Below are 26,429 nucleotides of genomic sequence, written 5' to 3' on the forward strand. Positions count from 1 at the left end.
GGGTTCGGAATCCCTCTTTCTGCCCCGGACTGGATTTTATCCGGGGCAGAAAACACACATCCCCTATCAGGCGATGCGGATCAGCTTACGGTTGATGAACTCCTCAATGCCCAGGAAGGACAGTTCGCGGCCAAATCCCGAATTCTTGATCCCGCCAAAGGGCAGTTCGGGTGCTGCGGCCGTGGCCGTGTTGATGAACATCATGCCGGTTTCGACCGCTTCGGCCACCCGTTCCGCCCGGCCAAGGTCGCGGGAGAACACGGAACCGCCAAGGCCATAGGGGGAATCATTGGCCAGTTCGATGGCTTCATGTTCGGATGTAACCTTGTGCACGACGGCAACGGGGCCGAAAATCTCCTGATAGAAGACCGGGTTGTCCTTTGACACGTTGGTCAGGATGGTCGGCTCCATGAAGAAGCCCGTCCGCTCCATCCGCTTGCCCCCAGCCACCAGCGTTGCCCCCGCCTTGACCGCTTCGTCAGTCTGCGCCAGTGCAGTGTCGAGTGCCTTCCTGCTGCTCATCGGGCCATGGGTGGTGCCCTCGGCCAGCGGGTCGCCGATGCGGAACTGCGTGATCGCCTTTTTCAGACCGGTGAGGAAGGCGTCATAAACCTTTTCATGCACGATCATCCGCTTGGCCGCCGTGCAGACCTGCCCGTTATTGGCAAACCGGCCCCACGTCGCCCATTTGACGGCGAGTTCAAGGTCCGCGTCATCCAGCACGATGAAGGCATCGCTACCACCCAGTTCCATCGTGTCCTTCTTCAGCGCAGCCCCCGCTTCGGCTGCGACCGTCTGGCCCGCGCGTTCGCTGCCGGTCAGGGCGACGCCACGGATGCGAAAATCCTTGATCAGTTCAGCGGACTGGTCGTTATCAAGGAAGATGTTGGTATAGACGCCCACAGGCGTGCCCGCATCGTGGAACAGCTTTTCAAACGCCAGCGCGCATTGCGGCACGTTGGGCGCGTGCTTGGCGATGACCACGTTGCCCGCCATCAGGTTCGGCCCCGCCACGCGGGCAAGCTGGTAATAGGGGAAGTTCCATGGCTCGATGCAGTAGATCAGGCCAAGCGGCTGATTGATGATCTTCGCATGGCCTTCCTTGACCTTCAGATGCGTGGGGGCGAGGAATTCTGCCGCACCATCGGCATAGAAGGACAGGATATCGGTCGTGATGTCGATTTCCTCCAGCGCGTCGGGCAGCGCCTTGCCCATTTCGGTCGCGATCAGGCGCGCATGTGCCACGCGGTCACGGCGCAACAGGTCGGCGGCCATTGACATGATGACCTTGCGGGCGGCGATGTCGCGCTTCTTCCAGTCGGTCTTCCACACATGGTCCGCGCGATCGACAATCGCCTTCATCTGCGCGGTGGTATGTAGTTCAAACGTGCGTTCCACGGTTTCCGTGGTCGGGTTGAGGGTCTGGTAAAAACTCATTGGTCCGTTCCCCTGTTTATTGATTATGGAAAGGGTAGTCGGTGTAGCCATGCGCGCTGCCGCCATACATCGTCGCCGGGTCCAGCGGATTGAGCGGCCAGTTATGTTCCAGCCGCGCGGGCAGGTCCGGATTGGCGATGAACTTCCGGCCAAAGCCGATCATGTCCGCCCATCCATGGCCCAGCACATGCTGCGCCTTGTGCAGGTCGTAACGGCCCGCGCACAGAATGCGGCCACCAAAGATGTCGCGCACGCTGGCGCGGAAGGTGTCCGGCATTTGGGGCGCATTGTCCCAGTCAGCCTCGGCCAGCGAGACATAGGCGATGCCTGCCTCGGCCAGCACGCGCACGGCCTGCGTGTAGGTTTCCGCCGGGTTGTCTTCCAGCAGGCCGAGATAGACACGCTCTTCCGTGGTCGTGCCGAACAGCGGAGAGAACCGCACGCCCATTCTCGCGGGCGTGACCACAGCGGAGACGGCCTCCACTACTTCACGCAGAAAGCGCAGGCGGTTGGACAGGCTGCCGCCATAGGCATCGGTGCGGAAATTGGCCCGTTCGGAGATGAACTGGTTGATCAGGTAGCCATTGGCCGCGTGGATCTCCACGCCATCAAACCCGGCGGAAAGCGCATTGCGCGCCGCCTGCGCATACATCTCTACCAGTTCATGGATTTCGGGGATGGAGAGTGCGCGCGGCATGTCAGGGGGCACCAGCTTTCCCGTGCCCGGCCCCGTGGGGATGAACACGTTCACGCCTGTTGCCGCAACCGCTGACGGGGCGATCGGCGCCTCATGACCGGGCTGCAATGCGCGGTGAGAGACACGACCCACATGCCATAACTGCGCAAAGATGGGCCGCCGCTTTGTGTGCACCGCGTCAGTGACCAGTTTCCAGCCCGCGACCTGTTCAGGGGAGTAGATGCCCGGTGTCCAGGCATAGCCCTGCCCGCGGGGTTCGATCTGCGTGCCTTCGGTAATCAGGAAGCCGGCCTGCGTGCGCTGCGCGTAATACTCGGCCATCAGCGCGTTGGGAATATCGCCGGGCTGGGTGCTGCGGCAGCGTGTCAGCGGTGGCAGGAAGATCCGGTTTTCCAGCGACAGGTCGCCCAGCCGCACAGGTCCGAATAAAGAAGATGAAGACATGATCAACCCTGTTTACAAATGCAGGCCATCCGTTCGGCCCGCATGTAAACATTGACCCAGCCTGTGGTGTGCGCAAGAACGCACATAAACCGCCACTAGTGTCAGGAATGATACCATGCCCCGCATCCGTCACACCACGCTGGCCTGCAGCCCCGGCTGTACGGTGGAAGCCACGCTCGAACTGTTTGGGGGCAAGTGGAAGGCGCTGATCCTGTATCACCTGTTCGCGGACGGGGTGCTGCGGTTCGGCGAACTGCGCCGCCGCCTGCCCAACGTCACGCAGCGGATGCTGACCAACCAGCTTCGCGAACTCGAAGCCGACGGGCTGGTGTCCCGCACCGTCTTCCCGGAAGTGCCGCCGCATGTGGAATATGCTCTGACCGATCTGGGAAAGACGCTGAAGCCGGTCATTCAGGCGCTCAAGACATGGGGAGATCGCTACGCCCATTCGGTTCAGCGGAACAAAGCTGCTGATTGAGATTGACCGAGAATGCTTGCAGAAACCAAGGAGACGGCTGGCTTCACTTTCTTCGCAATGGAATAATTCATCGTCAGACAGCCCGAGATTCCGGGAAATACGATATCTGGTGACTATCTGTCGCAGAGGTATTGATCACCGTTGGGACGTGAGCAGGCAGAGGCTGGACATTGCCGGTTCACTCGGTCGCAGCTTGGGTAGCTGCCGCCATGAGAAATACCTGCTGGTAGGGGATACGCTATTCCATATCCCGGAAAAAGCGCTGTTCTACTTCAAGGAAGCAGCCCGGATCGTGGCCTCCAGCCAAGCACTAATGCGGGTAATGACCTCTGCCTCAATGCCAAAATAGCCGTGTGGCGTAAGCGAACCACAGTTCTTTTCAGACCGGATTGTGCCGCCTGCCACCATTAACACGGTGACGTCACGACTGCCTGTCATGGCCGCGCCAATTCGCCTTGCATCCTGTGGCGGGGCAACGTTGCATCGGTCATCGCGATTGGCGACAACAAGAACGGGAGCCTGCACCTTCTCCGGATGGGCGCTGAAAACGGTTTCTCCGCTGCCGCCCATAACGGATACCGATTCAGTCAGCACGACACCGGCAATATCCCCTGAAGCGGCATGGGCCGCGCCATTGACGGCTGCAACGGCACCCTGGCTTGTACCAAGTAGAAAAACAGGCCCTGAGTCCAGTCTATGCACGGAAGCGATGATATCCTCGACAAGGTGGGCATAACGCGCGGAACTACGCTGCCCGCGCAGATTGAGACGACCAACTGTATCGGGAATGAGAACCGCAAACCCCTGCCTGTTCCACGCGTCACGCGTTCGCACGACGAAGTTGTCGTCATGACGGATGCGCCCATCCTGCCCGAGGCCGATGTCACCAGTTCCGCCCGGAAACATGATGATCGTCGCCAATGGCCGCTCCGGGGAACTGAAAATGACCCGGACAGATCCGCCTGCACGGAGAGGTATATTCATGACACGTTCATTGATGCCCGGATCTGGAATATTGCCAGTAATCCCCGGTGCGGTGCGATCACCGGCATATCCCACGCGTGGCAGGAGAACGCAGGCGGCCAGCACGATGATCGTGCAGCACAGATAGTTCGGCATGAGCCTGTGCTGACTGCTTCTGATCATTTCATCCAATGCCCAGGCCCACTATTGCTCATGGCCCGAAGACCAGACATGGTCTCCGGGCCGCTTCATATATCATTGTGACGTTCCGTTTGTGGAACGGCCAGCCTTCAAATGGCCTGACCACCAGAAACTTCGATCCGCTGCGCATTCACCCAGCGATTATCCTCGGACAAAAGCGAGGCAATCATCGGGCCGATATCGTCAGGAAGGCCAGGACGCCCAAGTGCGGTGATCTCCCCAATATGGCGGGCAATGTCCGGATTATCCCGTACCATGCCGCCCGAGAAATCGGTTTGGATCGCGCCTGGCGCGACCGTATTGACGGCAATGCGACGGGCCCCAAGTTCCTTGGCCATGTAACGTGTCATCACTTCCACCGCCCCTTTCATGGCGGCATAGGCAATCCAGCCGGGATAGGAAAAGCGCGTCAGGCCGGATGAGATGTTCACGATCCGCCCACCATCCGCGATCAGCGGCAGCAGCGTCTGCGTCAGGAAGAACGGACCCTTGGCGTGAACGCGGTAGGCGGCGTCGAAATCCTCTTCCGTTACCTCGCCAAACAGCCCGCTATGAGATGTGCCAGCCATGTTGACCAGATAACTGAAACGTTCTGCTCCCCATTCGCGCAGCACGCGCCCGACTTCCTCGGCAAAGGCAGGAAAGGCATGCGTATCGCCGGTGTCGAGTGGCAGCGCCACCGCGCGGGCACCGCTGCTCTGGACATTCTCAACCACCTCATCGGCTGCGGATCTGTTGGTGTGGTAGGTGAAAATCGACGAGACGCCGCGTCGGGCGAGAGCCTCAACGGTGGCGCGGCCCAGTCCACGGCTGCCGCCGGTGACAATGGCAATGGTGTTCGCTTCTGGCATGAGTATCTCCATCTGATGAGGGACCAATCTTGGTCACACCATTGCCCGTTCGATAAGATCGCTCTTTCCGCCAGCATTGTTTTGCGCCATGGAATAATCCCATGGACAGGCTTGCCACACTCGACCTCTTCGTTCGAATTGTTGACCGTGGCAGCTTCAGCGCCGCGGCAGCCGATTGCGGCGTCTCCCGCCCGGTTGCGACCGCTGCGATCAAGGCGTTGGAGCAAAGGCTCGGCACCCGACTGCTGCAGCGCTCCACCCGCCACGTCCGGCCAACCGAGGAAGGTGCCGCCTATTATCGTCGGTGTGTGGCGATTCTGGCTGACCTTGAAGATGCCGATCGTGGCGCGAGTGGGGCTGTGGCCGGTCTGTTGCGCGCTGACGTCATTGGCCGTCTGGCGCGCATGATCCTGCTGCCGGCATTGCCGGACTTCCTTGCACGCCACCCGGCGCTGACCGTTCATCTTGGCGAGGGCGAGCGGTTTGTCGATCTGGTGCGCGAAGGGGTGGACTGCGTGGTCCGGACCGGAATCCTGCCGGATAGCGACATGATCGCCCGGCCGCTGGGCGTGATGGAAGAGGTGACGGTCGCCAGCCCGAACTATCTGGCGCGGCACGGAACGCCTGCCTCCCCCGACGATCTGCAGGGGCATCAGATGATCGGCTTCGTATCCTCACGCACTGGCCAGCCCCTACCACTGGAGTTTACGCGCGGAGATGAGGTGATCGAGGTCTCGCTTCCCGCACGCCTGCTGGTCGGCGGCGTTGATACCTACGCCGAAGCGGCCAGGCTCGGCTTTGGCCTCGTGCAGGTGCCGCGCTATGGCTTTGAGGATGACCTTGCAAATGGCACGTTGATCGAAGTTCTCCCTAATTTCCCACCCATGCCAACGCCGGTCTCTGTGCTTTACCCGAGCAACAGGCAGCTTTCTCCGCGTGTGCGGGTGTTCGTGGACTGGCTGGTGGAGATTATTGGCCCGCGACTTCATTCACAATGCGCGTGAGCATCCCTACGCGGGCGCAAAGGCGAGATAGAGCGAGATTGTTGCAATCGAGAACACGGTGGAGGCGAGGACGACCCGTCCCGTAAGGGCTGCCTCCCGATCATAGAATTCCGCCAGCATGAACGAGCCGGTTCCTGTCGGGAGTGCGGCAAGAAGCACGGCAATATGTGTCATTGTTGGCGGCAGGTGCAGCACGGGCGCTGCGATGATCCACGTAACCAGAGGCTGGGCAATCAGCTTCAGGCCGACAAGAATGGCGGCAGTCGACGGGCGTGCAGACGCAGCACCGGCCGAATTCCCGGCAAGGAACAGACCGAGGGCGATCAGGGCGCAGGGGGATGCAGCCCCGCCGAGAAGCTTCAGGAAGGCATGAACCGGTTCCGGCAGGTGGCCACCCGATACCATGACAAGGCCACCAAGTGCTGGCGCCACCAGCAATGGATTTTTCACCAGCGAGAAGAGCGTTTTCGCGACGATGTCGCGCGGTCGTGCTTCGGTCTGCAGTCCGGCCTCGATCAGGACGATCGCTATGACAAACAGCACACAGACCGTCACGATCGTGGCGATGAGCGTTGGCGCCATGCCGGTATCGCCGACAAGGGACAGGACAAGCGGGAAGCCGACGAACCCCGTATTGGCGTAGCTCGCGTTCAGTCCGTCAATGGCCGCATCGGCAAGATGATGTCCTGTCGATACCCGCCACCACAGCGTTCCGGCGAACACGATAAAACAGCCAAGCGTGAATGCCGCAATGAATCCCGGCTCCCACAGATCGGTCAGTTTTGCGTTCGCCACGATATCGAACAGCACCGCAGGCAACGCAAGATAGACCACCAACCGATTGACCTCGCGTGTGGCATTGGGGCCAAGCGCACCCGATTTGCGTGCGATCCATCCGGTAAGGATGAGGGCAAAGATAGGCAGGACGATCAGCAGATTGTTCAGCATCAAGAATCTCGGGCGGTCAGCAAAAGCGTGACGCTACCGGAGGCTATTGATATAATCCAATGCTCATATGGTTCACGATCAATGCTTTCAGGGTATCAGATGGACACGCGGCATATGCAGTATTTCATGGCCCTGGCGGAGACGCTCCATTTCGGTCGGGCCGCCGAGCGAATGAACATGAGCCAGCCGCCGTTCAGTCGCCAGATTGCCATGATCGAGCGCACGTTGGGCGTGAAGCTGTTTGAACGAAACTCGCGCAACGTGGCGCTGACCCCGGCCGGGGAATACTTCATGAAAGACTGCCGTAACGTGCTGGGGCAGTTTGAGGAGGCCTGCCGGGATGTCAGGCTGGTTGCCAGCGGCATGAAGGGCGAATTGCGGTTTGGATTCATGATGCATGCCGCCCACAGCGTCGTGCCGCAACTCGTGCAGCTTTATGCAGAGTCAAGGCCGGATGTCCGGCTTGTGCTTGATGAACGCACGCCGACAGAAATCGATGAGATGCTGGTGGCAGGAACGCTGGATGCCGCCGTAACATTTGACTGCGGATATGCGCCACACCTGCAGACCGTGCTGCTGGCCAGGGAGCGATTACGCATCATCATGCGTAAGGACCATCCCCTTGCCACAGTCGGCCAGATTGGTCCTGAGGAACTCCGCGAGGAGAAGATCATCGCAGCACCCGCCGCGACGGCGCCGGCTCTGCGATCCGCGATCAACAGCTATTTTTCGGCCAGGGGAATTGTCCCGCATGTCGTGCTTGAACCGCGGTTGCAGCACACGATCATCCAGCTTGTTGCAAAAGGGCTGGGCGTAGCCCTTATCCCCGCATCGCTGTGTACCGAACTGGGGGCAGGACTGATATCACGGGCTTTGACAGACGCGCCGCAACTCGACGTTGTCCTTCGCGCGCCGATTACTACAAAAAACCCAGCAGTCTCGACATTTATGGAAATCGGGAAATCGATACAGCGGACTTCACTCTGATCCATGGAACCTGTGCAGAGAGCCAGTTTCCAATATCTTTGCTCTTCATATTCCATCGTCATGAGTGGAGTAATTTCATGATGTCTTCCGATGCCAGACCCAGCCCAAGAACAATCATGATCGCTCCAGATATATAGCCCATCACGATGGACGCCTTGGGGCGGCTGCTTAATATTGTCCGCGCGCCAAATCCGACCATCAGATAGATGGATACGCAGTTCATTGTATGAATGATGCCCAAGATCCCGATCTGTAAAAAGATCGGCCATGATGAACCCGGATTTGTAAACTGGGGCAGAAGGGCAAGAAAAAACAGAAGAGCCTTGGGGTTCAGGCCACTGATGGCGAACCCTTTGGCAATCCAGCGCCGCGCACCAGTTTCCCGTTCATGTCCCTCTTTCGGCACGGGAGGATGACGCAACAGGGAAATGCCCAGTTTTATGAGATAGGCCGCGCCTGCAAATGTCAGAATGGTGACCGCAAGCGGCATGCTGGCGACAAGCGTACCGATACCACCTGCGACCGTTCCGGTAATGGCGAGATATCCCAGGAACAGGCCGAATACCGCAGGAACGACTGCGGCATGAGCACGTATTCCGGCGGAAATGACATACGCCCAGTCAGCACCAGGAGTTGCGGCAAGGAGGATGGAGATTGTCCAGAAGGCAAGAAGTGTATGCAAATTCATCGAAGACGCGCCGCTTTAGAAGAAAATCTACAAGGTCCCGCGGCGTTTTCATGCTCTCCGATTATGCTTTGGATCACTATTCCTGCGACGCGAGAGAGAGCAGGATAGCGCGGACCAGCGGACAGGGGGTTGCGTTTATGCCAATTTTTCCGCCAATATCTGGCATATGATTGCGTCAAAATGTTCATGAATGATATAAAATGCCAATGAAACTGGATGCGATTGATCGGCGTATTCTTCACGTTCTCCAGGAAGATGGCCGCTGCCCTAACAATGAACTTGCCAGGCGCGTTGGGCTTTCTCCCTCGCCATGCCTGCGCCGGGTGCGGATGCTGGAAGAAAGTGGCGTTATCGAGGGGTATGTCGCCGTTGTGAACCCCGCAAAAGCCGGGTTCGGCGTGACGGCTTTTGTCAGGATATGGCTGACGGGAGAAGACGAGCGGCAGTCCGAGCATTTCGTCGAGGAAATCGGGAAGCTTCCGCAGGTGACGGAAGCGCATGTCCTTGCGGGAGATTGTGATTTCCTGTTGCGCGTTGTTGCAGAAGACCTTCCAGGACTGAGACGTTTTCAGAGCGAACACCTTGCGCGGATCAAAGGTGTGCGGAGTATGAAGACCGACATACCCCTCCTGAAGGTCAAGAACGCAAACTTTGCATAAGATATCTCACCCATCATGCTGGAGATGATGGAAGCGAAGCGGGCTGTTATATTGGCGCATGCGTGAAAGCACCGTCCGGAGATCAATTCTTCCGTCCTGATCTGACAGAATGCGCGACATTCAGGTACGCAAATACGCCTGAAGGCGCGGAATGACGAAGTCCAGAAGCACTTTCACGCGCTGGGGCGTCTGTTTGCTACCAAGATACAGTGCATGGATCTCTTCTTCGTCCTGCGCGTCCGCATGGGCCAGAACCTCGACGAGACGGCCGGCCTTGATGTCATCGCGCACATGATAATCGCCAAGCCGCGCCAGCCCCGCACCCCGTAGCGTCAGGCGTCTGACTGTTTCGCCGTTATTGGCGAGCAGGGGACCTTGGACAATACGATCCGCGATGCGCCCCTTCTCCTGCAGCGGCCAGACAGGGGCGGCACGCCGGAAATTGAAGCCAAGGCATTTGTGTTGGTCCAGATCATCAATGCGCTGCGGTGTGCCGAACCGTTTCAGGTAATCCGGTGATCCAACAATCTTGCGTCGTGCCGTGCCGATATGCCGCGCTGTCAGATTTGAGTCCTGCAACGGTCCGACCCGAAAGGCGACATCCGTGCGGTCAAGATAAAGGTCCGTCAATTCATCGGAGAGCGACAGATCAACGACGATATCCGGATAGGCATTCCAGAATTCTGGAAGGAGAGGTTCAAGCGCCAGCGCCCCGAAGGCCACCGAGGCATTGATGCGCACAGTGCCGCCCGGTCGAACTGATCCTGTGGTGAGCGCATGTTCCATATCGTCAAGTTCGGCGATCAGTGCCTGAGCACGCTCGTAGTAAAGCTGCCCTTCCGGCGTGACGGAAAGCCGCCGTGTCGAACGTTCAAGCAGGCGCACGCCAAGGCGTGTTTCAACACGGGCGATCAGTTTGCTTATTGTCGAGGGCGTTGTCATCGACAGGCGGGCTGCCCCGGAAAAACTGCCGCTTTCCACGACACGCAGAAACATCTGCATTTCGCCAATCCGGTTATCCATCAGCGCCTCTTTGATGAAACAGGTTCACAGGTGCTGTGGAGAAGCGACGGATTATCAAAGCCTGTCAAGTTCATCATGTTCCGTAGGGAACAGATGCCGCTCGCACCGCCAAGGCGCCGTCATATTGAAAATGCTTCCGGACAATGGCTCTGAAACCTGATCAGGCGTATCCGGGATACTTTTGCAGGACACTATTGCGATGAAAAACATTCTCCTTCTGAACGGTGGAAAGGCTTTCGCCCATTCTCATGGTCGTCTGAACGATACGCTGCATGACGCCGCCCTTGAACTCCTGTCGAATGCGGGTTTCAACACGCGGCAGACAAAGATCGACGCCGGGTATGACATTCAGGCCGAAGTCGAGAATATCCTGTGGGCTGATCTGGTCATCTACCAGATGCCGGGCTGGTGGATGGGCGCGCCGTGGACGGTCAAGAAGTATGTCGATGAAGTCTTCACCGCCGGTCATGGCACGCTTTACGCCAATGATGGGCGCAGCCGGTCGCATCCTGAGCGCAAATACGGTTCAGGCGGCCTGCTGCAGAGGAAGCATTACATGCTTTCCCTGACATGGAACGCCCCGGAAGAAGCCTTTGTCGATCCGGCACAGTTCTTTGAAGGGAAGGGGATTGATGCGGTCTATTTCCCTTTCCATAAGGCCAACCAGTTCCTGGGTATGGCACCGCTTGCAACGTATCTTGCGTCAAACGTTATGAAGGCACCGGCAGTTGATCGGACCGTCGCGCGCTACCGTGCCCATCTTGCAGACGGTCTTGGCTTTGTCCTGCCAAGAAATGGCGCTGAATCGTAGCCCGGATCGCAGGGTTTTGCCGGGCAACATGGAACCGAGAGAATAGCATGAAGACATGGATACGTTGGGGCAGCGCCGGAGTGATCGGCCTGGCGGTGCTTGGTGCAGCGACATGGGAACTGGTGCTATGCCCGGAAAGCGCATCCCTTCCCGTAACGGCAGGAACAGGCCCGCATCCTGATCTGCCGCAGCCCAACCATACGCTGTTTCCGACTGTCAATGTCGCGACACCCGTGGGTTGGGCGGACGGGCAGGGACCCACATCCGCTCAGGGATTGGCGGTTGCGCCCTATGCGAAAGGGTTCGACCACCCCCGATGGCTCTACCGTTTGCCCAATGGCGATATTCTGGTGGCCGAGAGCAATTCGCCCAAAACGGATGTCCAGACACTCAAAAACCGCATTGCGGGGTTTGTGATGGGTAAGGTGGGCGCGGGGGAGGCCAGCCCGAACCGGATCATCCTGTTGCGCGACACCAAGGGTGATGGGGCGGCGGATACCCGCACGGTGTTCCTCGACCATCTCTATTCGCCTTTCGGCATGGCGCTGGTGGGCAATGATCTCTACGTTGCCAACGCCAATGCAATCCTTCGCTTTCCCTATCATGACGGTGACATGCGGATTGATGCGCCGGGAACCAAGGTTGTGGATCTGCCAGCGGGCTACAACCATCACTGGACGAAAAACCTGCTCGCCAGCCCGGATGGGCGTTTCCTGTATGTGACCGTCGGGTCCAACAGCAATGTTGCCGATAACAGGATGGACGTCGAAGAGGGACGGGCCCGGATTGACCGGCTCGATCTGGGCACGGGAAAGCTGACGCCCTATGCAACCGGGCTGCGCAACCCGAACGGCCTGGCCTTTGAGCCGGAAAGCGGTGCCCTGTGGGTGGTGGTCAACGAGCGCGATGAAATCGGCAGCGACCTCGTCCCCGACTACATTACCTCGGTCAAGGAAGGCGCATTCTATGGCTGGCCTTACAGCTATTACGGCCAGCATGTTGATACACGGGTCTCGCCGCAGCGGCCGGACCTCGTCGCGCAGGCGATTGTGCCAGATTACGCGCTCGGCCCGCATACGGCCTCCCTTGGCATCACCTTCTCTCAGGATGCCACCCAGCTTCCGGACGCCTGGCGCCACGGGATGTTCGTCGCACAGCATGGATCGTGGAACCGCCGTCCCAAAAGCGGCTACAAAGTCCTCTATGTGCCGTTTGCCGATGGGAAGCCGTCTGGCAAGCCGGTTGATGTGCTTACGGGTTTCCTGACGGCCGACGAAGCGCATGTGCATGGTCGACCGGTCGGCCTCGCAATTGACAGGTCGGGCGCATTACTGGTGGCAGACGATGTGGGCGGTGTCGTATGGCGTGTGTCCGGTAACGCTGCCGAATGAATGGGTTGCAAACCGGATGCACCCGGCTCATTTCTCTTGGACCGGTTCTGAGATGACATATGCCACGCTCATGACGGACTGATGTCGTCAGGGGAGCGGTTAGGCAACTTCCTCCACCATAGGTCATTTTCGGCATAACTGCCTGCGAACCACGAAAACTGTCCGGATTGACCTGCTTCAGCACAGCTATTGCAACCGACCCGTCATGGTATGACCTGAAGGTTGCCCCGACAGGTCTGTGCGTGACAGATGAAGTCCTGACCAATGGAGTGACCTGATGCCTTACTCATCAATCCACGATCTGCCAGACCGGGTCCGTCTGCACCTGCCCACCCATGCCCAGGAAATTTTCCGGGCCGCATTCAACAATGCCTGGACCGAATACGGTGCGAAAGGTGAAGACCCCGAGGAAGCCGCCAATCGCGTGGCGTGGGCGGCTGTGAAGCGTAAATACGTCAAGGATGGTAACGTCTGGGTCGAACGGAACGATGCCTGACGGGTGCCACCCATTGTCATGCCCGCCGGATCTGTAGTGTTTCAGAAGCATCTGCCTGTCCTCTGAAGGACCATATCACTCACGCGAACTGGTCAAACAGATCGACCACGCTGGCGGGTGCATCCGGTCCAAAAAACAGGTCCAGATTTTGCGCAGACAGCCGCGCCTTTTCGTGGCTTCGTGGAAAAAGTGCCGCCTCATAGGCCGCCACGGCCGCGTTCATGTCATGGGGATGGGCGATGAGCAATTGGCCGAGTTCCGCGCCGTCATCCAGGGCAAGATTGGTCCCGTTGCCCGCGAACGGAGACATGAGATGTGCGGCATCACCAATCAGGGTCAGGCCGGGTTGGTGCTGCCACAGTAGTACGGGCGGCAGGGCTATATCCGTCACGCAGGGCGACGGTCATTCCGCCCGCCAGAACGCTCCCATTCAACTACGATGCCGATACCCGCGATCCGGCGATGAGAATATCGACCAGACGCTTCGCACTGGTCTCCCAGCCGGGGCCAGCGGCGTAGTTCGAAACCCCGGCCAGGGCACGCAGCAGGTCAACCGGCTCGATATCCGCGCTGATGTCGCCACTGGCAACGGCAGCTGCGACAAGCCCGTCGATCGCACCCTGCAGGACCGTGCCGGATTGGGCATAAAGTGCGCCCGTGCCGCCTGCAAGCCCGTTGAGGGCAGGGGCGATCACCAGCTTGGCGGCAACATAGTCAACAAACAGTCGCATCCAGGCCCGTAGTGCTTCCACCGGCGGGTGCTGGGCGGCAAGGACCGGCGCAGCATCGGCAAGGCGGTCGAGTTCAGCACGATAGACCGCCTCGATCAGCGCATCGCGATTGGGAAAATGGCGGTAAAGCGTGCCGATCCCCACGCCTGCACGTCGGGCGATCTCATCCAACGGAATATCGGTTTCTCCTGCCGTGAAGGCTGCCTTGGCCACGTTCAGCAGGTTTGTCCTGTTGCGCTGTCCATCGCTGCGCGGTCGGCGGCGCGGCTTTTTTTCGTCGGTCACCGGTTTCCCTCTTGTTAAACGGAGCAATCCTCCGCATATACCAAGCGGAGCCATGCTCCATATAACATCCTGCATGCCATTTCGGCAAAAAACGGATGCATCCTTTCAGGGAGTTTTCCCCATGACACAGACTTTTGGCGCAAGCTCGACAACGGAAGATGTCCTCTCTAGCGTATCGCTGAAGGGCAAACGCGTGCTTGTAACCGGCGTTTCTGCCGGTCTGGGCGTTGAAACCGCGCGTGCCCTCGCGGCTCATGGTGCCCACGTGGTGGGAGCGGCGCGCAATCTGGAAAAAGCAGAGCATGCCACCGGGCAGGTCCGCGCGGATGCGGCGCGTGGGGGCGGGAGTTTCGAACTGGTCGCCCTGGACCTTGCGGATCTGGGTAGTGTCCGCGCCTGCGCCGATCAGTTGAACGCAGCCGCCCTGCCTTTCGATCTGGTCATCGCCAATGCGGGCGTGATGGCGACGCCATTTGGCCATACAAGGGATGGGTTCGAGACGCAGTTCGGCACCAATCATCTGGGGCACTTTGTCCTTGTCAACCGCATTGCGGGGCTGATGCGCACCGGGGCCCGGCTTGTGAACGTATCCTCAGCCGGACATCGCTTTGCGGATGTTGACCTGAACGACCCGAATTTCGAGCATACGTCGTACGACCCGTTCATCGCCTACGGCCGTTCCAAGACAGCCAATATCCTGTTTGCCATAGCCTTTGACGCACGGCACCGCGCGCGCGGCGTGCGCGCAACAGCGGTGCATCCGGGTGGAATCCTGACCGAACTGACGCGTTACATGCCAGCAGGCGGCATTGAGGCGATGGTGGCGCGGATCAATGAACAGGCTGCGGCGGAAGGCAAGCCACCGTTCCAGTTCAAGACCATCCCACAGGGGGCGGCCACGGCAGTCTGGGCGGGCGCGGTGGGAGCGGCTGATGCCGTCGGCGGCCATTACTGTGAAGACTGCCACGTAAGCCCGGTCGTGCCCGATGACCAGCCGATCAGTCTGGTCAGTGAAGGGGTACGGGCTTACGCGGTCGATCCTGCACATGCCGAGGCCCTGTGGGCAAAAAGCGAGGAAATGGTCGGGGAGAAATTCTCCTGAGTCATCCGTAGCCCTGTTTGTGGCATAATGGACGTTCCTGACGCCCAGACAGACAGTTTACCGATATGAATGGCCCTGGCGCAGGGGGATGAAAAAGTCTCCCTGCGCTTGCGTGCGAGGATATTGAATGCGCCTTGTTGTTTTCGGCCTGCCCCTTCTTGTCGTGATCCTGAACTGGCTCTGGCCGTTACCGCTTCCGCTGGGGCTGAAGGTGATTGCTGCGACCCTGATAATCATCGCCGCCCTTTACCATTACTGGTCTCGGCTTTCCTCGGGTTCCATCTTTGCCCCGGAATTTCCCCGGCCTGTCATTATCCTGTTCAACTGGGCGTTCGGGGCGATCGCGTTTCTCATGCTGTTCCAGATCGCGCTTGATATCGGTGCGCTGCTGGTTGCGCTGGTAACGTGGCAGCCGGTGCATATCCCGGTGGCGGCGCGGGCCGCCGTGGGTGGTCTCGCCGGGGTACTTTCCGCCATCGGCGTTGCCAATGCGCTGCGGGTGCCCCCGGTCAGGGATGTGACCGTAACCATTCCCGGCCTGTCGCCAGCGTTTGACGGATATCGGCTGGTCCAGTTGACCGACATGCATATCAGCCGGCTGTTTCCCGCCCGATGGGCGAGGGCGGTTGTCGAGCGCACCAACGCGGCCAGGGTCGACATGATTGTCGTAACAGGCGATTTTATTGACGGCTCGGTGGCCATGCGCCGTGCCGACGTGGCACCGCTTGTAGGGCTATATGCGCCGGACGGTGTTCTGGCGATCCCGGGAAACCATGAATATTTCTTCGATTATGGCGACTGGATGCAGCACCTGTCAGAACTGGGCTTTCACATGTTGCTGAACCGCCATGTGGTGATTTCAAGGGGAAGGGCCGGACTGGTCATTGCAGGCGTTACCGACCGGTCGGCACTCGCGCATGGGCAGGCTGGCCCCGATCTGGCTGCGGCCCTTGCGGGGATTCCTGTCGGTGTCCCGGTCGTGCTGCTCGATCACCAGCCCGGTGATGCGCGTGAGGCTGCCGCCCAGGGTGTTGCCCTGCAATTGTCAGGACATACACATGGTGGGATGATTGTTGGCCTCGACCGTCTCGTCGCGCGCGGCAACAGCGGTTTTGTTTCCGGGCGCTATGATGTGGGGGGCATGGTGCTTTACGTCAGCAATGGCACCGGGCTGTGGCCGGGTTTTGCGCTCCGGCTGGGCAGGCCATCTGAGATCACCCGTTTCACTTTGCGTGCGGGGTGAGGGGGAGAAACTTTATCCTGTGCTTGAAAATTTCAATATTCTAATGCGATTTCCTGTGTCGTTCGGGTGATGGCTCCTGTCCGTCCGGTCCTGCAGGGAACCTCTTTTTACACAGTGAACAAATATGCGCGTCGTATGACCGGCTGACCGATCTCATTTCAGGACGGCCTGCGCGCTGTCTTCAAAACCGGTTTACGAGCCTGAGTGACAGTGTCGGCATTCCACCGCTTCCCGATTACCCCATTGCCTATGATGCGGGGAAAGCACTCAACAAGGCCGCCAAAAACTGTGGTGAAAGTGGTTTTGGTGCTTATTGGGCCGGATAGTGGGCTATGCCAGTAGGGCAGCTTATGGACAAGCTAAAGGAAGAACTGCACAGGGCACATTATTTAAAGACATAATCGCCAACCTGCTCGGCGTTGCCAACTTCATTCAAAACTGGATAGTACGGTTCGATACCTTGTGGTGGATGTCGAGGACGCTGTGGCACTGTCGGATACCACTGATCTCTGAAATCGAATATGCCTCAGGAATTCTCTACCTCCTCCTTCTGTGTACATGATATGATGACACACAAGGAGGAGACCATGAGCGAGCATCTTTCAGATAACGCCGCATCCCCACAGAAAATCGGTGTTCGGGAGTTCCGGGGGAACCTGACAGCGTATCTGCGTCAGGTCAGACAGGGCAGTACGATCCTCGTGACGTCTCATGATGAGGTTGTGGCTGAACTGCGTCCGCCAGCTCCTTCCTATCGCCCCCGCCGTCAGCCTGGAGCTCTTCGCGGGCGGATCAGAATGAGCGAAGATTTTGATGAGACGCCGCCGGACATTCTTGAGAGCATGGAACGCGACCTGTGAAGGTTCTGCTCGATACGCATGCGTTGCTCTGGTGGCTTTCGGACTCCGACCGGCTGGGTGAGAATGCACGGGAGATCATTGCAGATCCGGCCCACGATATTCTGGTGAGTATCGTATCATTATGGGAGATTGCGATCAAAATCCGTATCGGAAAACTGGATGCGGATATGAACGATATTCTGGCAGCCATTCCTGCGGAAGGTTTCTCGCTGCTACAAATACAACCCGAACACCTGCAGATCCTGATGTCTTTGCCTCTGCATCATCGTGATCCGTTTGACCATCTCCTGATGGCGCAGGCACAAGCTGAACACGCCACATTCCTTTCGGAAGACGGACAAATGGATCACTACCCCATCAAGCGAATACGCTGTTCGTGAAGCAGAAACTGCCGTCAGACTACGCCTTCATGTCGGTCATATATGGGTGCAAAACTTTATCCCGTAAGCGGGGACGTCTTATGTCCGTTATGAAAAGAATAAGTTCGGATTTATTTTTTGAGCCATGAAGGCCATTGTGGACTGAGACCCAGTACCCGAAGGGCTTTCCGATTACATGCGCCTGTCAGGCTGTTCTGGAAATAGACACTTTCCTCACCTAAGAGTTGAAGAGCCTTCTGCTCATCGAGGTAGGGAGGAGCATCAGCTCCGATCCAGTTTGCATATGCCGGTAGCCAGTCAGACATTGTCGTCGGTTGGTTATCTACGATATTGTAGATACCGCTTGGCGCTGTAAGGGCCGCCACCGTTGCCTGTGCAGCATCCTCTACATGGATGAAGGAAAATGTGCTGCTCCCCTTGCCGATCAGAGAAACTTCCCCCTTGAGAAGATGGCGACTGAATGCACCGTCGGGCCAGTACCATGTCCCGGGACCGTAGAAGAACCCATAGCGCAGCCCGATACCTTCCATTTCCTGTGCGCTTGAAACCCTCTGTTCCAACGCGGCATACATACGGGCACTGTCACCGATCGTCCCTGAAGCATTGATCCTCAAGGGTGACGCTTCCGTTGCAAGCCCTTTTCCACCATCCAGATAAAACCCGGATAACTGCTGGACATAACGTTTTACTTGGAAAGTCTTGGCTGCCTCGAAAAGATTACCACCGCCATCCAGCCGCAGTCGGCGATCAGCAGGCAGGCGCTGTGGCAGGTCGAAAGGACTGGACGGCAGGGAAGTCAGCTGATCGATCACCACGTCCGGGCGGATCTGCTCAATGAGTTCGAAAATATTGGTCCGATTAAGTGCATCACCATTCACAGGATGAACACCGAGCCTTTCGATCGTTTTCAGACTCTCGGGACAATGGGCCAACCCCCAGACCTCATGCCCGGAATCCCGCAGAATCCTGATCAGCGGACGCCCCAATGCACCGCTGGCTCCAGCCACTAGAACCTTCATGATAATTCGATATCCTTTTGATCACTTCGCGGGAAAGACAAATGGAGCTGCTTTATCTTTGACGAAAAACGCAAGGAAACGCGCTGGCGCTGTCTGACTGGCATTACGCCCAACGAGATGGACCTCGTCTGGTCCCTCATAGAAGCTCTGTCCTTCTTTCAGCGTTACGGGCGCGTCACCTTTGACCTGCATGGTGATGCTTCCCTTCAGGACATAGACAAAAACGGAAGCATTATGTCTGTGGATTGGATCCGAGCCTCCGGGGGCGTAATCGACCGTCAGCATGGCCCCCTCTTTGCCGGGAATACCCGAAAGATCATGGGCTAGCAGAGGCGTGACTTTGGTCTCAGCATGAAGAGACTGGGGCCAGAAACCTGCAGCCACGGCAGCAAGAGCAATAAACTTGCGCATTTTCAATATTCCAATTGGTAAAAGCTTTGTGGTGGTCAGGATATGTTCAACCGTTTCCGTTGCCTGACTTTGCTGGTACGGCGGGTCTGAATACGCTCGTCGAACCACGACTGCGCCTCTCCGAGAAAGGGAGAAGGAGCCTTATCCCGCACGGAGCGTGCTAGATCTGCCAAGGAAATCTGCGCCAGTTCCCGACGCATGGCCTGCTCAGCTCGCAGCATGACACCATGAATTTCGCAAACACCCTGCGTTGCCCACTCGGGCGGCCGCTGATCGAAGAGAGCGCAGCGACCGCGGATTTCCTGACAGTTGAAAAGGTCCTTTGGACCCTCAACTGCATCCACCACCGCCAGAACGCTGATCTCTTCAGCCGTTCTGCCCAGTTTGTACCCTCCTCTCAAGCCCTCCACCGCGGTGAGCAGGCCCGCCTTTTCAAGCTTGGGAAGCAGCTTGGCGATAAACGCCGCTGGAATGTCCTGCAGTTCTGCCAAATCGAGACTGCTGACAGGTTCGGGATTATCGACCAGCCAGAGCAGGCTGTGCAGGATATATTCGGTTCTTGCGCCATAAAGTGCCATACGCGGACCTTACAGGTCCGCGTTTTGAATCGCAAGACGCTGTACTGGTCATTCTGACCTTGCAGCCACCTCGAATGTAAATCCTGAAATGTCCCTTTCTGAAAGAAGCGGCGACTAAGCCGACGTTCCGCTTCCCCCGCTGAACTTCCTGTCCGCTCAAGGAATGTGAAGCGGACAGGCCGCAGACGCTTTCATGTGGGTCATAAGAAAAGCCGTCGAGGCCTTCCGAAAGCGGTCATACTTTCGCGCAAAAATATGGGCATACAAATGCACATAAACATGTGCTATATCTTGACCACCAGTCTATAGGAGCAAAGCTATGGTTCGCGTGCATTCTGGCACTCCATCACGTCGCCCCACAAATGTGACGCTACCCGCTCAGCTGCTCGAAGAAGCCAAGTCGTTAGATCTCAACATATCGCAGGCCTGCGAGCAGGGGATTAGGTCAGCGATCGCGTCGATCCGTGCCCAGCAATGGCTGGCAGACAATCGCGCTTCCCTCGAAGCCTCACGGCAGTATGTTGAAGAGAACGGGCTTCCCCTGGCGGACTATCGGAACTTCTAAGTGGCCCGTTTCGATGTGTATCGTCTGGCCGGACGGGGAGAAGCACGTTTCGTTCTGGATGTGCAGGCAGATCTTCTGGACGCCCTGGGTACCCGTGTCGTTGTTCCGCTGCTGCCGCAGGGAACCGCACCAAAGCCTGCAAAGAGGCTGAACCCGGTGTTTATGGTTGACGACTGTCCCTTCGTCATGATGACGCAGTTTATGGCCGCAGTTCCTGCCCGTGATCTAAAGAAGATCATTGCTTCATTGTCGCTTTGCCAAGACGAAATTACTCAGGCGCTTGATTTGCTTCTCACAGGTTTCTGAAACGCGACGGTGGTCGGCTTATGCCTCCATTTCGGACATTTAGGTCATTCCAGATAGACCGGAAAAGCAGATATTCGTGATGGTAATTCTCTTGAAAAAACGGGTTCAATTCTGAAGGGAGCCCAAAGAGATGCAAAGATTGGGAGATCAATAGAACGTCAACATTTGATGCAGGAGCAGATTCGAAAGTTCATATGGTAAATTATGGGTATAAAACAAAAAATATTGAGTTTATGGAAATTAAATATAGAAACGTCAACTAATGACTGCCTTGAAATGAAGGATACTATGATAGGTGCTTTCAATGATGCGGTCCTGACCATTTTCGATCGCGATGAAGCCTCCGTTCTCCTCACCCAGGCTTTTTTTGACAATCCGGCCCATGTTTTCCTCTATCCCAATGCCGTAACCCGGCGCGCGCGCCTGATGTGGCTGATGAAGGCGAACCTTGGCGTCCAGTTCGCGCTGGGACGGAGTTTTGCGGCGCGTGACCATAGGGAAAGGGTTGCCGCCATGGGGTTCTGGCACCCACCCGGCTCTCCTGAAGCATCTCCTGCTCTGTTGGCACGTCATGGCCTTCTGGCGTTGCCCTTCCGCCATGGGTTGGAGACCTTTCGGTGCACGTTAAAAGTCATCAACATGATCGAGGCCCGGCGGAAAGCATGCCTGAATGGGCACCCGAGTTGGTATCTTAATAATATGGCTGTTCGTTCCGATTGCCAGGGGCGCGGGTTGGGTTCCAGCATATTGCGGCGCGAACTGTCATACGTAGTGGATACATCCCCATTCCCGGCATCACTTGTTACCCAGAAACCACAAAACGTGACCTTCTATGAGAAGCTGGGATTTCAGGTGGCGAACGATGAACCCATTGCCCTCAATGGCCGTAGCTTCCCGAACTGGATCATGGTCAGACAGAAACCGCGCTGATTCCCCCCTAAACAGCCTGTCTGGTGCCATTCATTGAGCAGGCGGGCTGTAGTAGCCCTCAAGGCAGACATCGAAGTAGTGATGGTGGTTGCGCGAAAGCCGACATTGTTAACCGCGATAGACCGGGTTTGGGACAAATCTGCCTTTTCTGGCGGCACCACTGTATGGCGGCTTCAACGGCATAACCTGCTGGTCAGTTAGCGACCCTTCCGGGAGTGTCGGAAAGCGAGAACGGGACGATGGCCGTGCTGCCAGTGCCGATCCATTTCGATTGTCCGAGGTAGAGCCTTTCGGCGCGTGCTTTTGGCGGTATCCCCCCGTGCGGATTAGGGCCGTAACGACTATATTACGTGTTATGTCTGGAAACCTTGACAATTTTATTGAGCTGGATCGTACTTTCCGTGATCTCTCCATCTCCGATGAGCATGGTGATGAGGCGAAGATGGTGCGGCTTTTCACGCGAGAGGCATCGACGCGCTGGGCGGATCTTTTGGCCGAACCGCGTGTCATCCTGCTTGCCGAGGCTGGTTCTGGAAAGACGGAAGAGATCCGGCATATCTGCCGTCGCCAACGCGCCGAGGGCAAGCCGGCCTTCTTCCTGCGCATTGAGCATGTCGTCGACGATTTCGAGACGAGCTTCGAGGAAGGGGATCTGGAGGAGTTCGAGGCTTGGCTCAAGTCGGGCGATCAAGGTTGGCTCTTCCTCGATTCCGTGGATGAGGCACGTCTGCGGGCCCCCAAGGATTTCGAGCGAGCCATCCGCCGCATTGGCAGGCGGATCGAACGTGCCCTGCAGCGCACGCATATCATCATCACGGGTCGCACGGAGGCGTGGCGCCCTGCGACCGACCTCATCTTATGCCGGACCTACGTGAGGTGGGATGCGTCGGTGAAAGCACCCGACGAGGTGCCCGCGCCCCAAGGGGAATATGCGGTCGCGGCTGAGCAAGCGGCAAAGCGCGAGAATAAGCACGCCCCATTCCGCATCGTGACCCTCGAGGATCTGCACGGCGCCCAGGTCAAGACTTTCGCGATCGCCAAGGGCGTGGCCGACATCAAGGCCTTCACCAAAGCTGTAGAGCGAGCCGAGGCGTGGTCGTTCACGACCAGGCCGCTCGATCTCGCCGAGACGGTCGAATTCTGGAACGATCACCAGCGGATCGGCTCTCGGTTCGACCTGATGACGAGCAGCATCGCGAAGCGCCTCGAGGAGCGGGATCAGGACCGGGCCGACGCGCGGCCGATCGCGGTCGACCGTATTCGCGAAGGCGCCCGCCTCGTCGCCGCAGCCACCACGCTCTGCCAAGAATCGACCATACGCGTACCCGACGGGGACAAGAATGCCTTAGGTCTTCCGATCAAGGACGTCCTCACCACCTGGAACGATCAGGACTGCTCGATTCTGCTATCCCGGCCGATCTTCGATCCGGGCATCTATGGCACGAAGCGGTTCCACCATCGTTCGGTGCGGGAATATCTGACTGCCGAATGGCTGCATTCACTGTTGGTCGACGAGGGCTCGCGCGCGAAGATCGAGGGGCTGTTTTTCCGCAAGCAATATGGCATCGAAGTCATTGTGCCGACGATGCGGCCAGTGCTCCCGTGGCTTGCGGCATTCGATCGGCGGATCCTCGACAGAGTCGTGGCGCTCGCGCCCGAGGTGCTGTTCGAAGGCGGGGACCCCACAAAGCTGCCGCTCGACACGCGGCGTCACATCCTGCGCCGGACCTGTGAACAGGTCGCTCAGCCCGCGCACGGCCGCTCGATGATGGAATATCAGGCGGTCCAGCGCTTCGCCAACCCCGATCTCGCCGAGGAGATCGGGGCGCTCCTCGACCAATATGCAGCAGACGACAACATCACCTGGTTCCTGCTGCGCATGGTTTATCAAGGTGGCATCGACGCCCTCGCCGCCAAGGTCAAGCACTTTGCGCTTACGTCCCACGCCAAGTATACCCGCATCGCCGCAATCCGCGCGGTGTTCGCGGTCGGTACGCCCGCCGATGCTGCAGACATCCGCAATGCCTTCCTAATGGAGGGGCCGGAGCTGTCGCGCGACTGGTTGGGCGAGTTGCTGGCCGATCTCCCCCATGACGAGGCGGCGATCGGGTGGCTGTTGCAGGCGCTCGAGGCGACCGCGCGAAAGAACGAACACGAGGTCGATCCCCTGTCTGATCCGCTCGGCCATCTAGTCGACGAACTGCCGGTCGCGATGCTCCGCGGGCTGATGGACGGCCTTGTCAGGCTTCTGCTCCGAGAGCCCGTCGTCGAGGAGCGGCATTGCGAGATATCGAAAGCCTATGGCTGGCTCGCCGCGACGGCCGCGCGCGTTGCCGTGCGCCTGATCGAGGCGCGTGATCCTGCGGCGCTTGCGCTCTCGACGCTGTCCGCACTGCGGCTGCTTCCGATCGTCCGCGATTATGGTTGCCGCCATTTTGAAGATATGCGCAAGGATCTGCCCGACCTCGTGCAAGGGTGGCCGGAGCTCAACCATGCGCTGTTCTGGCATTCGGTCGAACAGGAACGGACGTGGCGCGAGGACAAACAAGAACAGCGCCTTGTCGACTGGTGGTATGTCTCAATCTTCGGTCGCTACTGGGCTTTCGGGCCGGACAGCTTCGATGCGATTTCTGCCGACATCGAGGAACGGCCGCGGCTCGACGATCGCCTTGTCGCGCTAACCCTCGCCTTCAATCTCTATGTCATCGGCAAGCGACCGTGCAAATGGCGCGAACGGCTGAAGCGTCTGGCGGCAAAGGACGAGGCGCTGAGCGAGAAGCTGGAATCATTTCTCCATCCACCCGCCGGTGAGCTTGCGAAATTCCGCAAGCAGGCGGTTCAGTGGAAACAGCGTAATGCGCGGATTGTCGCCGCTCGGGAGAAACAGCTCAAACGCGACAAGATGCTTCTCGCCGAGCGCGTTGATCAAATTCGGGACCCGGGCAAGCCGGCTATTCTTACTCAGGAGCAGGCCTATCTGATGGAGCGGATGCTGTCGGCGGGACGGGACGATCACAACCACTGGACCGATGGCAACTGGCGTTCGCTGGTTGACACCTATGGCGAGCTTGTTGCGACTGCATTCCGTGACGCTGCGGTGCGCTTCTGGCGCGAGTTCAAGCCGAAAATCCGATCGCGGGGCGCGTCAACAAATCAGACGCCCAACACGGTCATCTTCGGCCTGATCGGGATCGCGATTGAGGTGCGCGAGGCCGAGGATTGGTATAAGACGCTGACGCCGATCGAAGCGGCGCAGGCGGCGCGCTACGGACTCGCCGAACTGAACGGCTTCCCTGTCTGGTTCCCGGACCTGTATGACGCGTTTCCCGACGCGGTCGCTGACGTGCTGCTGACCGAGATCCAGCACGAGCTCAAAGTTGAGCAGGCCGTCGGCGAGAGCCATTACGTCCTATACGACATGGCTTGGCATGGCGCATTCGCGCGCGACCAGATCGCACCGGCGCTGCTGCCCGCCTTGCGCGCCAAGCGCATCAATCCGCGCAATCTCGCCTATCTCCTGTCGATCGTGCAGGGCTCATCTGTGCCTGACGCGAACATCGCCAAGATCGCCGCGCACAAGGCAGCTGGGAAATATAATCCGGACTTTAGCCCGATCTGGTACGCGACCTGGGCCGGTGTCGATCCCGACGCCGCGATCCCTGCTGTCGCGGGGCGCCTCGCCGCGCTGAACGATCCCGCCGAACAGACCAACCTTGCATTACGCTTCGTCGTCGCGCTGCTTGGCGGCCGCCAGCAAGAGGGCCGGGCGCGGCTCGCCTACCGCACCGTCGAGCATATGAAGACGCTCTACCTCCTAATGGCGAAATATATTCGCGAGGAGGAGGATATCGACCGATCCGGCGGCGGCGTCTATTCGCCGGGCCTGCGCGACGACGCCCAGGATGCGCGCAATGCGCTCCTCACCTTCATCCGCGAGGTGCCGGGCAAGGAAGCCTATCTCGCGCTCATGGAAATGGCACGCGCGCACCCGGCGGTGAAGTCACGACCGTGGATGAGCTTGCACGCCAAGACGAAGGCGACTCTCGATGCCGACTTCGCGCCGTGGAATCCGGGTCAGATCAAGGAATTCAACGACGCGCGCGTCGCTACGCCGACCAATCATCGCGAACTCTGGTATTTCGGCGTGGAGCGGCTTGAGGCGCTGAAACACGATCTTGAGCATGGCGACGAGAGCATCGCCTCAATGCTGCAGCAGACCGACCAGGAGACCGACTTCCGCAAGTTCATCGGTGGCTGGCTGCGCGACCACGCCGGAGGACGCTACAGCATCCCGCCCGAGGAAGAGCTTGCCGATGCCAAGCGACCCGATCTGCGGTTCCGAGGCGCAGGGTTCGACGCGCCGGTCCCGGTCGAGCTGAAGGTCGCCGACAATTGGACGGGTCCGCATCTGTTCGAGCGCATGGAGGTCCAGCTTGGCGGGGACTATCTGCGCGATGCTCGCTCGAGCCGGGGCATTTTCCTACTCGTCTATGTCGGCATCAAGCATAGCTGGGATCTGCCGGGTGGTGACCGCGCCGAGAGTTTCGAGGCGTTGCTCGCGGCGCTGCGCCAGCGTTGGGCGGTGCTTGCGAGCCAATATCCCAATGTTGAGGATCTTGCCGTCGTCGGGATCGACCTGACCCGTCGTGGCGTCGATACCAAGATGGTCAAGAAGAAGAGCGAGGCGCGCAAGGCCTCGGAAAAGGCGACTAAACTGGCGTCGAGGAAGACGGCGGGAAAGAAGGGGCCCGTGAGGCCCTGATGGGCGCTCCGACGCTGCACGCGCATTCACCGCGGCGGTCGATCTCATTGTTCAGGAGCTAAACTCAGGTTCGTTGACATGAAATAATCGCGGGCCGAACGGCTGCTTGCGGCAATATCGACTGCTAATATCCGATTGCCGGACGGTGTATGCTGGTTGGTAGGCGTCATGAACTTGAA

Annotated in this window: 26 protein-coding genes and 1 pseudogene; 15 read left to right on the plus strand and 12 right to left on the minus strand. The window is 58.6% G+C overall.

The window, feature by feature from the left end; translation table 11 throughout:
• Positions 1 to 66: 66 nt before the first annotated feature.
• Both ACE2AA_RS16700 and ACE2AA_RS16705 read right to left on the minus strand, forming a co-directional pair.
• The gene (locus tag ACE2AA_RS16700) at positions 67 to 1,437 is read right to left on the minus strand and encodes an NAD-dependent succinate-semialdehyde dehydrogenase (protein ID WP_395372462.1); all 1,371 of its coding nucleotides are present in this window, start codon (positions 1,435 to 1,437) and stop codon (positions 67 to 69) included.
• Between the two features lie 16 nt (positions 1,438 to 1,453).
• Positions 1,454 to 2,578, minus strand: coding sequence for an alkene reductase (locus tag ACE2AA_RS16705; protein WP_395372463.1), 1,125 nt, complete (start codon positions 2,576 to 2,578; stop codon positions 1,454 to 1,456).
• Between the two features lie 115 nt (positions 2,579 to 2,693).
• Between ACE2AA_RS16705 and ACE2AA_RS16710 the strand changes: the two genes are divergently transcribed.
• The gene (locus ACE2AA_RS16710) at positions 2,694 to 3,056 is read left to right on the plus strand and encodes a winged helix-turn-helix transcriptional regulator (protein ID WP_395372464.1); all 363 of its coding nucleotides are present in this window, start codon (positions 2,694 to 2,696) and stop codon (positions 3,054 to 3,056) included.
• Positions 3,057 to 3,323: 267 nt separating this feature from the next.
• On the opposite strand, the gene ACE2AA_RS16715 is transcribed toward ACE2AA_RS16710, so the two are convergent.
• On the minus strand, positions 3,324 to 4,202 hold the full coding sequence (locus ACE2AA_RS16715; RefSeq protein WP_395372466.1) for an alpha/beta hydrolase: 879 nt from the start codon (positions 4,200 to 4,202) through the stop codon (positions 3,324 to 3,326).
• 107 nt (positions 4,203 to 4,309) lie between these two features.
• On the minus strand, positions 4,310 to 5,071 hold the full coding sequence (locus ACE2AA_RS16720) for an SDR family NAD(P)-dependent oxidoreductase (RefSeq protein WP_395372468.1): 762 nt from the start codon (positions 5,069 to 5,071) through the stop codon (positions 4,310 to 4,312).
• A gap of 101 nt (positions 5,072 to 5,172) precedes the next feature.
• Here ACE2AA_RS16720 and ACE2AA_RS16725 point away from each other — a divergent pair, with 101 nt between their 5' ends.
• Entirely contained in the window at positions 5,173 to 6,075 is a 903-nt protein-coding gene (locus ACE2AA_RS16725; RefSeq protein ID WP_395372469.1) for a LysR family transcriptional regulator, read from the plus strand.
• A gap of 6 nt (positions 6,076 to 6,081) precedes the next feature.
• Here ACE2AA_RS16725 and ACE2AA_RS16730 read toward each other — a convergent pair whose 3' ends face one another.
• On the minus strand, positions 6,082 to 7,023 hold the full coding sequence (locus tag ACE2AA_RS16730; protein ID WP_395372471.1) for an AEC family transporter: 942 nt from the start codon (positions 7,021 to 7,023) through the stop codon (positions 6,082 to 6,084).
• A gap of 99 nt (positions 7,024 to 7,122) precedes the next feature.
• Here ACE2AA_RS16730 and ACE2AA_RS16735 point away from each other — a divergent pair, with 99 nt between their 5' ends.
• Positions 7,123 to 8,010: a LysR family transcriptional regulator gene (locus tag ACE2AA_RS16735; RefSeq protein ID WP_281799316.1), complete on the plus strand. Its 888-nt coding sequence runs from the start codon at positions 7,123 to 7,125 to the stop codon at positions 8,008 to 8,010.
• A gap of 58 nt (positions 8,011 to 8,068) precedes the next feature.
• On the opposite strand, the gene ACE2AA_RS16740 is transcribed toward ACE2AA_RS16735, so the two are convergent.
• On the minus strand, positions 8,069 to 8,698 hold the full coding sequence (locus ACE2AA_RS16740) for a LysE family translocator (protein ID WP_281799315.1): 630 nt from the start codon (positions 8,696 to 8,698) through the stop codon (positions 8,069 to 8,071).
• A 206-nt stretch (positions 8,699 to 8,904) separates the two neighbouring features.
• Between ACE2AA_RS16740 and ACE2AA_RS16745 the strand changes: the two genes are divergently transcribed.
• Entirely contained in the window at positions 8,905 to 9,357 is a 453-nt protein-coding gene (locus ACE2AA_RS16745) for an Lrp/AsnC family transcriptional regulator (protein ID WP_395372474.1), read from the plus strand.
• A 120-nt stretch (positions 9,358 to 9,477) separates the two neighbouring features.
• Here the strand turns inward: ACE2AA_RS16745 and ACE2AA_RS16750 are convergent, their stop codons facing one another.
• On the minus strand, positions 9,478 to 10,380 hold the full coding sequence (locus tag ACE2AA_RS16750) for a LysR family transcriptional regulator (protein WP_281799312.1): 903 nt from the start codon (positions 10,378 to 10,380) through the stop codon (positions 9,478 to 9,480).
• Positions 10,381 to 10,579: 199 nt separating this feature from the next.
• Here ACE2AA_RS16750 and ACE2AA_RS16755 point away from each other — a divergent pair, with 199 nt between their 5' ends.
• From ACE2AA_RS16755 to ACE2AA_RS16765, 3 genes are all read left to right on the plus strand, one after another.
• The gene (locus ACE2AA_RS16755) at positions 10,580 to 11,191 is read left to right on the plus strand and encodes an NAD(P)H-dependent oxidoreductase (RefSeq protein ID WP_281799310.1); all 612 of its coding nucleotides are present in this window, start codon (positions 10,580 to 10,582) and stop codon (positions 11,189 to 11,191) included.
• A gap of 47 nt (positions 11,192 to 11,238) precedes the next feature.
• Entirely contained in the window at positions 11,239 to 12,582 is a 1,344-nt protein-coding gene (locus ACE2AA_RS16760) for a sorbosone dehydrogenase family protein (protein ID WP_281799309.1), read from the plus strand.
• A 277-nt stretch (positions 12,583 to 12,859) separates the two neighbouring features.
• Positions 12,860 to 13,078 carry a ChaB family protein gene (locus ACE2AA_RS16765; RefSeq protein WP_281799308.1) on the plus strand — a complete coding sequence of 73 codons (219 nt, stop codon included), beginning with the start codon at positions 12,860 to 12,862 and terminating at the stop codon, positions 13,076 to 13,078.
• Between the two features lie 79 nt (positions 13,079 to 13,157).
• On the opposite strand, the pseudogene ACE2AA_RS16770 reads toward ACE2AA_RS16765, so the two are convergent.
• Positions 13,158 to 13,457: pseudogene (locus tag ACE2AA_RS16770) on the minus strand (FAD-dependent oxidoreductase); the annotation flags it as partial.
• Positions 13,458 to 13,512: 55 nt separating this feature from the next.
• Complete coding sequence (locus tag ACE2AA_RS16775) at positions 13,513 to 14,094, minus strand: TetR/AcrR family transcriptional regulator (protein ID WP_281799305.1); 582 nt, start codon at positions 14,092 to 14,094, stop codon at positions 13,513 to 13,515.
• 121 nt (positions 14,095 to 14,215) lie between these two features.
• Here ACE2AA_RS16775 and ACE2AA_RS16780 point away from each other — a divergent pair, with 121 nt between their 5' ends.
• From ACE2AA_RS16780 to ACE2AA_RS16795, 4 genes are all read left to right on the plus strand, one after another.
• On the plus strand, positions 14,216 to 15,196 hold the full coding sequence (locus tag ACE2AA_RS16780) for an SDR family NAD(P)-dependent oxidoreductase (protein ID WP_281799304.1): 981 nt from the start codon (positions 14,216 to 14,218) through the stop codon (positions 15,194 to 15,196).
• 127 nt (positions 15,197 to 15,323) lie between these two features.
• Positions 15,324 to 16,439 carry a metallophosphoesterase gene (locus tag ACE2AA_RS16785; RefSeq protein WP_395372478.1) on the plus strand — a complete coding sequence of 372 codons (1,116 nt, stop codon included), beginning with the start codon at positions 15,324 to 15,326 and terminating at the stop codon, positions 16,437 to 16,439.
• A 521-nt stretch (positions 16,440 to 16,960) separates the two neighbouring features.
• Positions 16,961 to 17,299: a type II toxin-antitoxin system Phd/YefM family antitoxin gene (locus tag ACE2AA_RS16790; protein WP_181015904.1), complete on the plus strand. Its 339-nt coding sequence runs from the start codon at positions 16,961 to 16,963 to the stop codon at positions 17,297 to 17,299.
• Positions 17,296 to 17,679, plus strand: a complete 384-nt coding sequence (locus ACE2AA_RS16795; protein WP_281799301.1) for a type II toxin-antitoxin system VapC family toxin — start codon at positions 17,296 to 17,298, stop codon at positions 17,677 to 17,679. Before ACE2AA_RS16790 ends, ACE2AA_RS16795 begins: the two co-directional genes overlap by 4 nt.
• 110 nt (positions 17,680 to 17,789) lie before the next feature.
• Here ACE2AA_RS16795 and ACE2AA_RS16800 read toward each other — a convergent pair whose 3' ends face one another.
• From ACE2AA_RS16800 to ACE2AA_RS16810, 3 genes are read right to left on the minus strand one after another with little or no spacing between them, the layout of a single operon-like run.
• Positions 17,790 to 18,698, minus strand: a complete 909-nt coding sequence (locus tag ACE2AA_RS16800) for an NAD(P)-dependent oxidoreductase (protein ID WP_281799300.1) — start codon at positions 18,696 to 18,698, stop codon at positions 17,790 to 17,792.
• 21 nt (positions 18,699 to 18,719) lie between these two features.
• Positions 18,720 to 19,109, minus strand: coding sequence for a cupin domain-containing protein (locus ACE2AA_RS16805; protein WP_281799298.1), 390 nt, complete (start codon positions 19,107 to 19,109; stop codon positions 18,720 to 18,722).
• A 35-nt stretch (positions 19,110 to 19,144) separates the two neighbouring features.
• On the minus strand, positions 19,145 to 19,687 hold the full coding sequence (locus ACE2AA_RS16810; protein ID WP_110570157.1) for an Rrf2 family transcriptional regulator: 543 nt from the start codon (positions 19,685 to 19,687) through the stop codon (positions 19,145 to 19,147).
• 364 nt (positions 19,688 to 20,051) lie between these two features.
• Between ACE2AA_RS16810 and ACE2AA_RS16815 the strand changes: the two genes are divergently transcribed.
• The 4 genes from ACE2AA_RS16815 (at position 20,052) to ACE2AA_RS16830 (ending at position 26,250) form a co-directional block, all read left to right on the plus strand.
• Entirely contained in the window at positions 20,052 to 20,252 is a 201-nt protein-coding gene (locus tag ACE2AA_RS16815; RefSeq protein WP_193713795.1) for a type II toxin-antitoxin system CcdA family antitoxin, read from the plus strand.
• Positions 20,253 to 20,558 (plus strand): CcdB family protein, encoded by a 306-nt coding sequence (locus ACE2AA_RS16820; RefSeq protein WP_193713757.1) that lies wholly within the window; start codon positions 20,253 to 20,255, stop codon positions 20,556 to 20,558.
• A 276-nt stretch (positions 20,559 to 20,834) separates the two neighbouring features.
• Positions 20,835 to 21,488 carry a GNAT family N-acetyltransferase gene (locus ACE2AA_RS16825; protein ID WP_395372481.1) on the plus strand — a complete coding sequence of 218 codons (654 nt, stop codon included), beginning with the start codon at positions 20,835 to 20,837 and terminating at the stop codon, positions 21,486 to 21,488.
• Positions 21,489 to 21,843: 355 nt separating this feature from the next.
• Complete coding sequence (locus ACE2AA_RS16830; protein WP_395372482.1) at positions 21,844 to 26,250, plus strand: hypothetical protein; 4,407 nt, start codon at positions 21,844 to 21,846, stop codon at positions 26,248 to 26,250.
• Positions 26,251 to 26,429 lie beyond the last annotated feature (179 nt).

It is taken from the genome of Komagataeibacter diospyri, from assembly GCF_043995075.1.
In the GTDB taxonomy this organism is placed as follows: Bacteria; Pseudomonadota; Alphaproteobacteria; order Acetobacterales; family Acetobacteraceae; genus Komagataeibacter; species Komagataeibacter diospyri.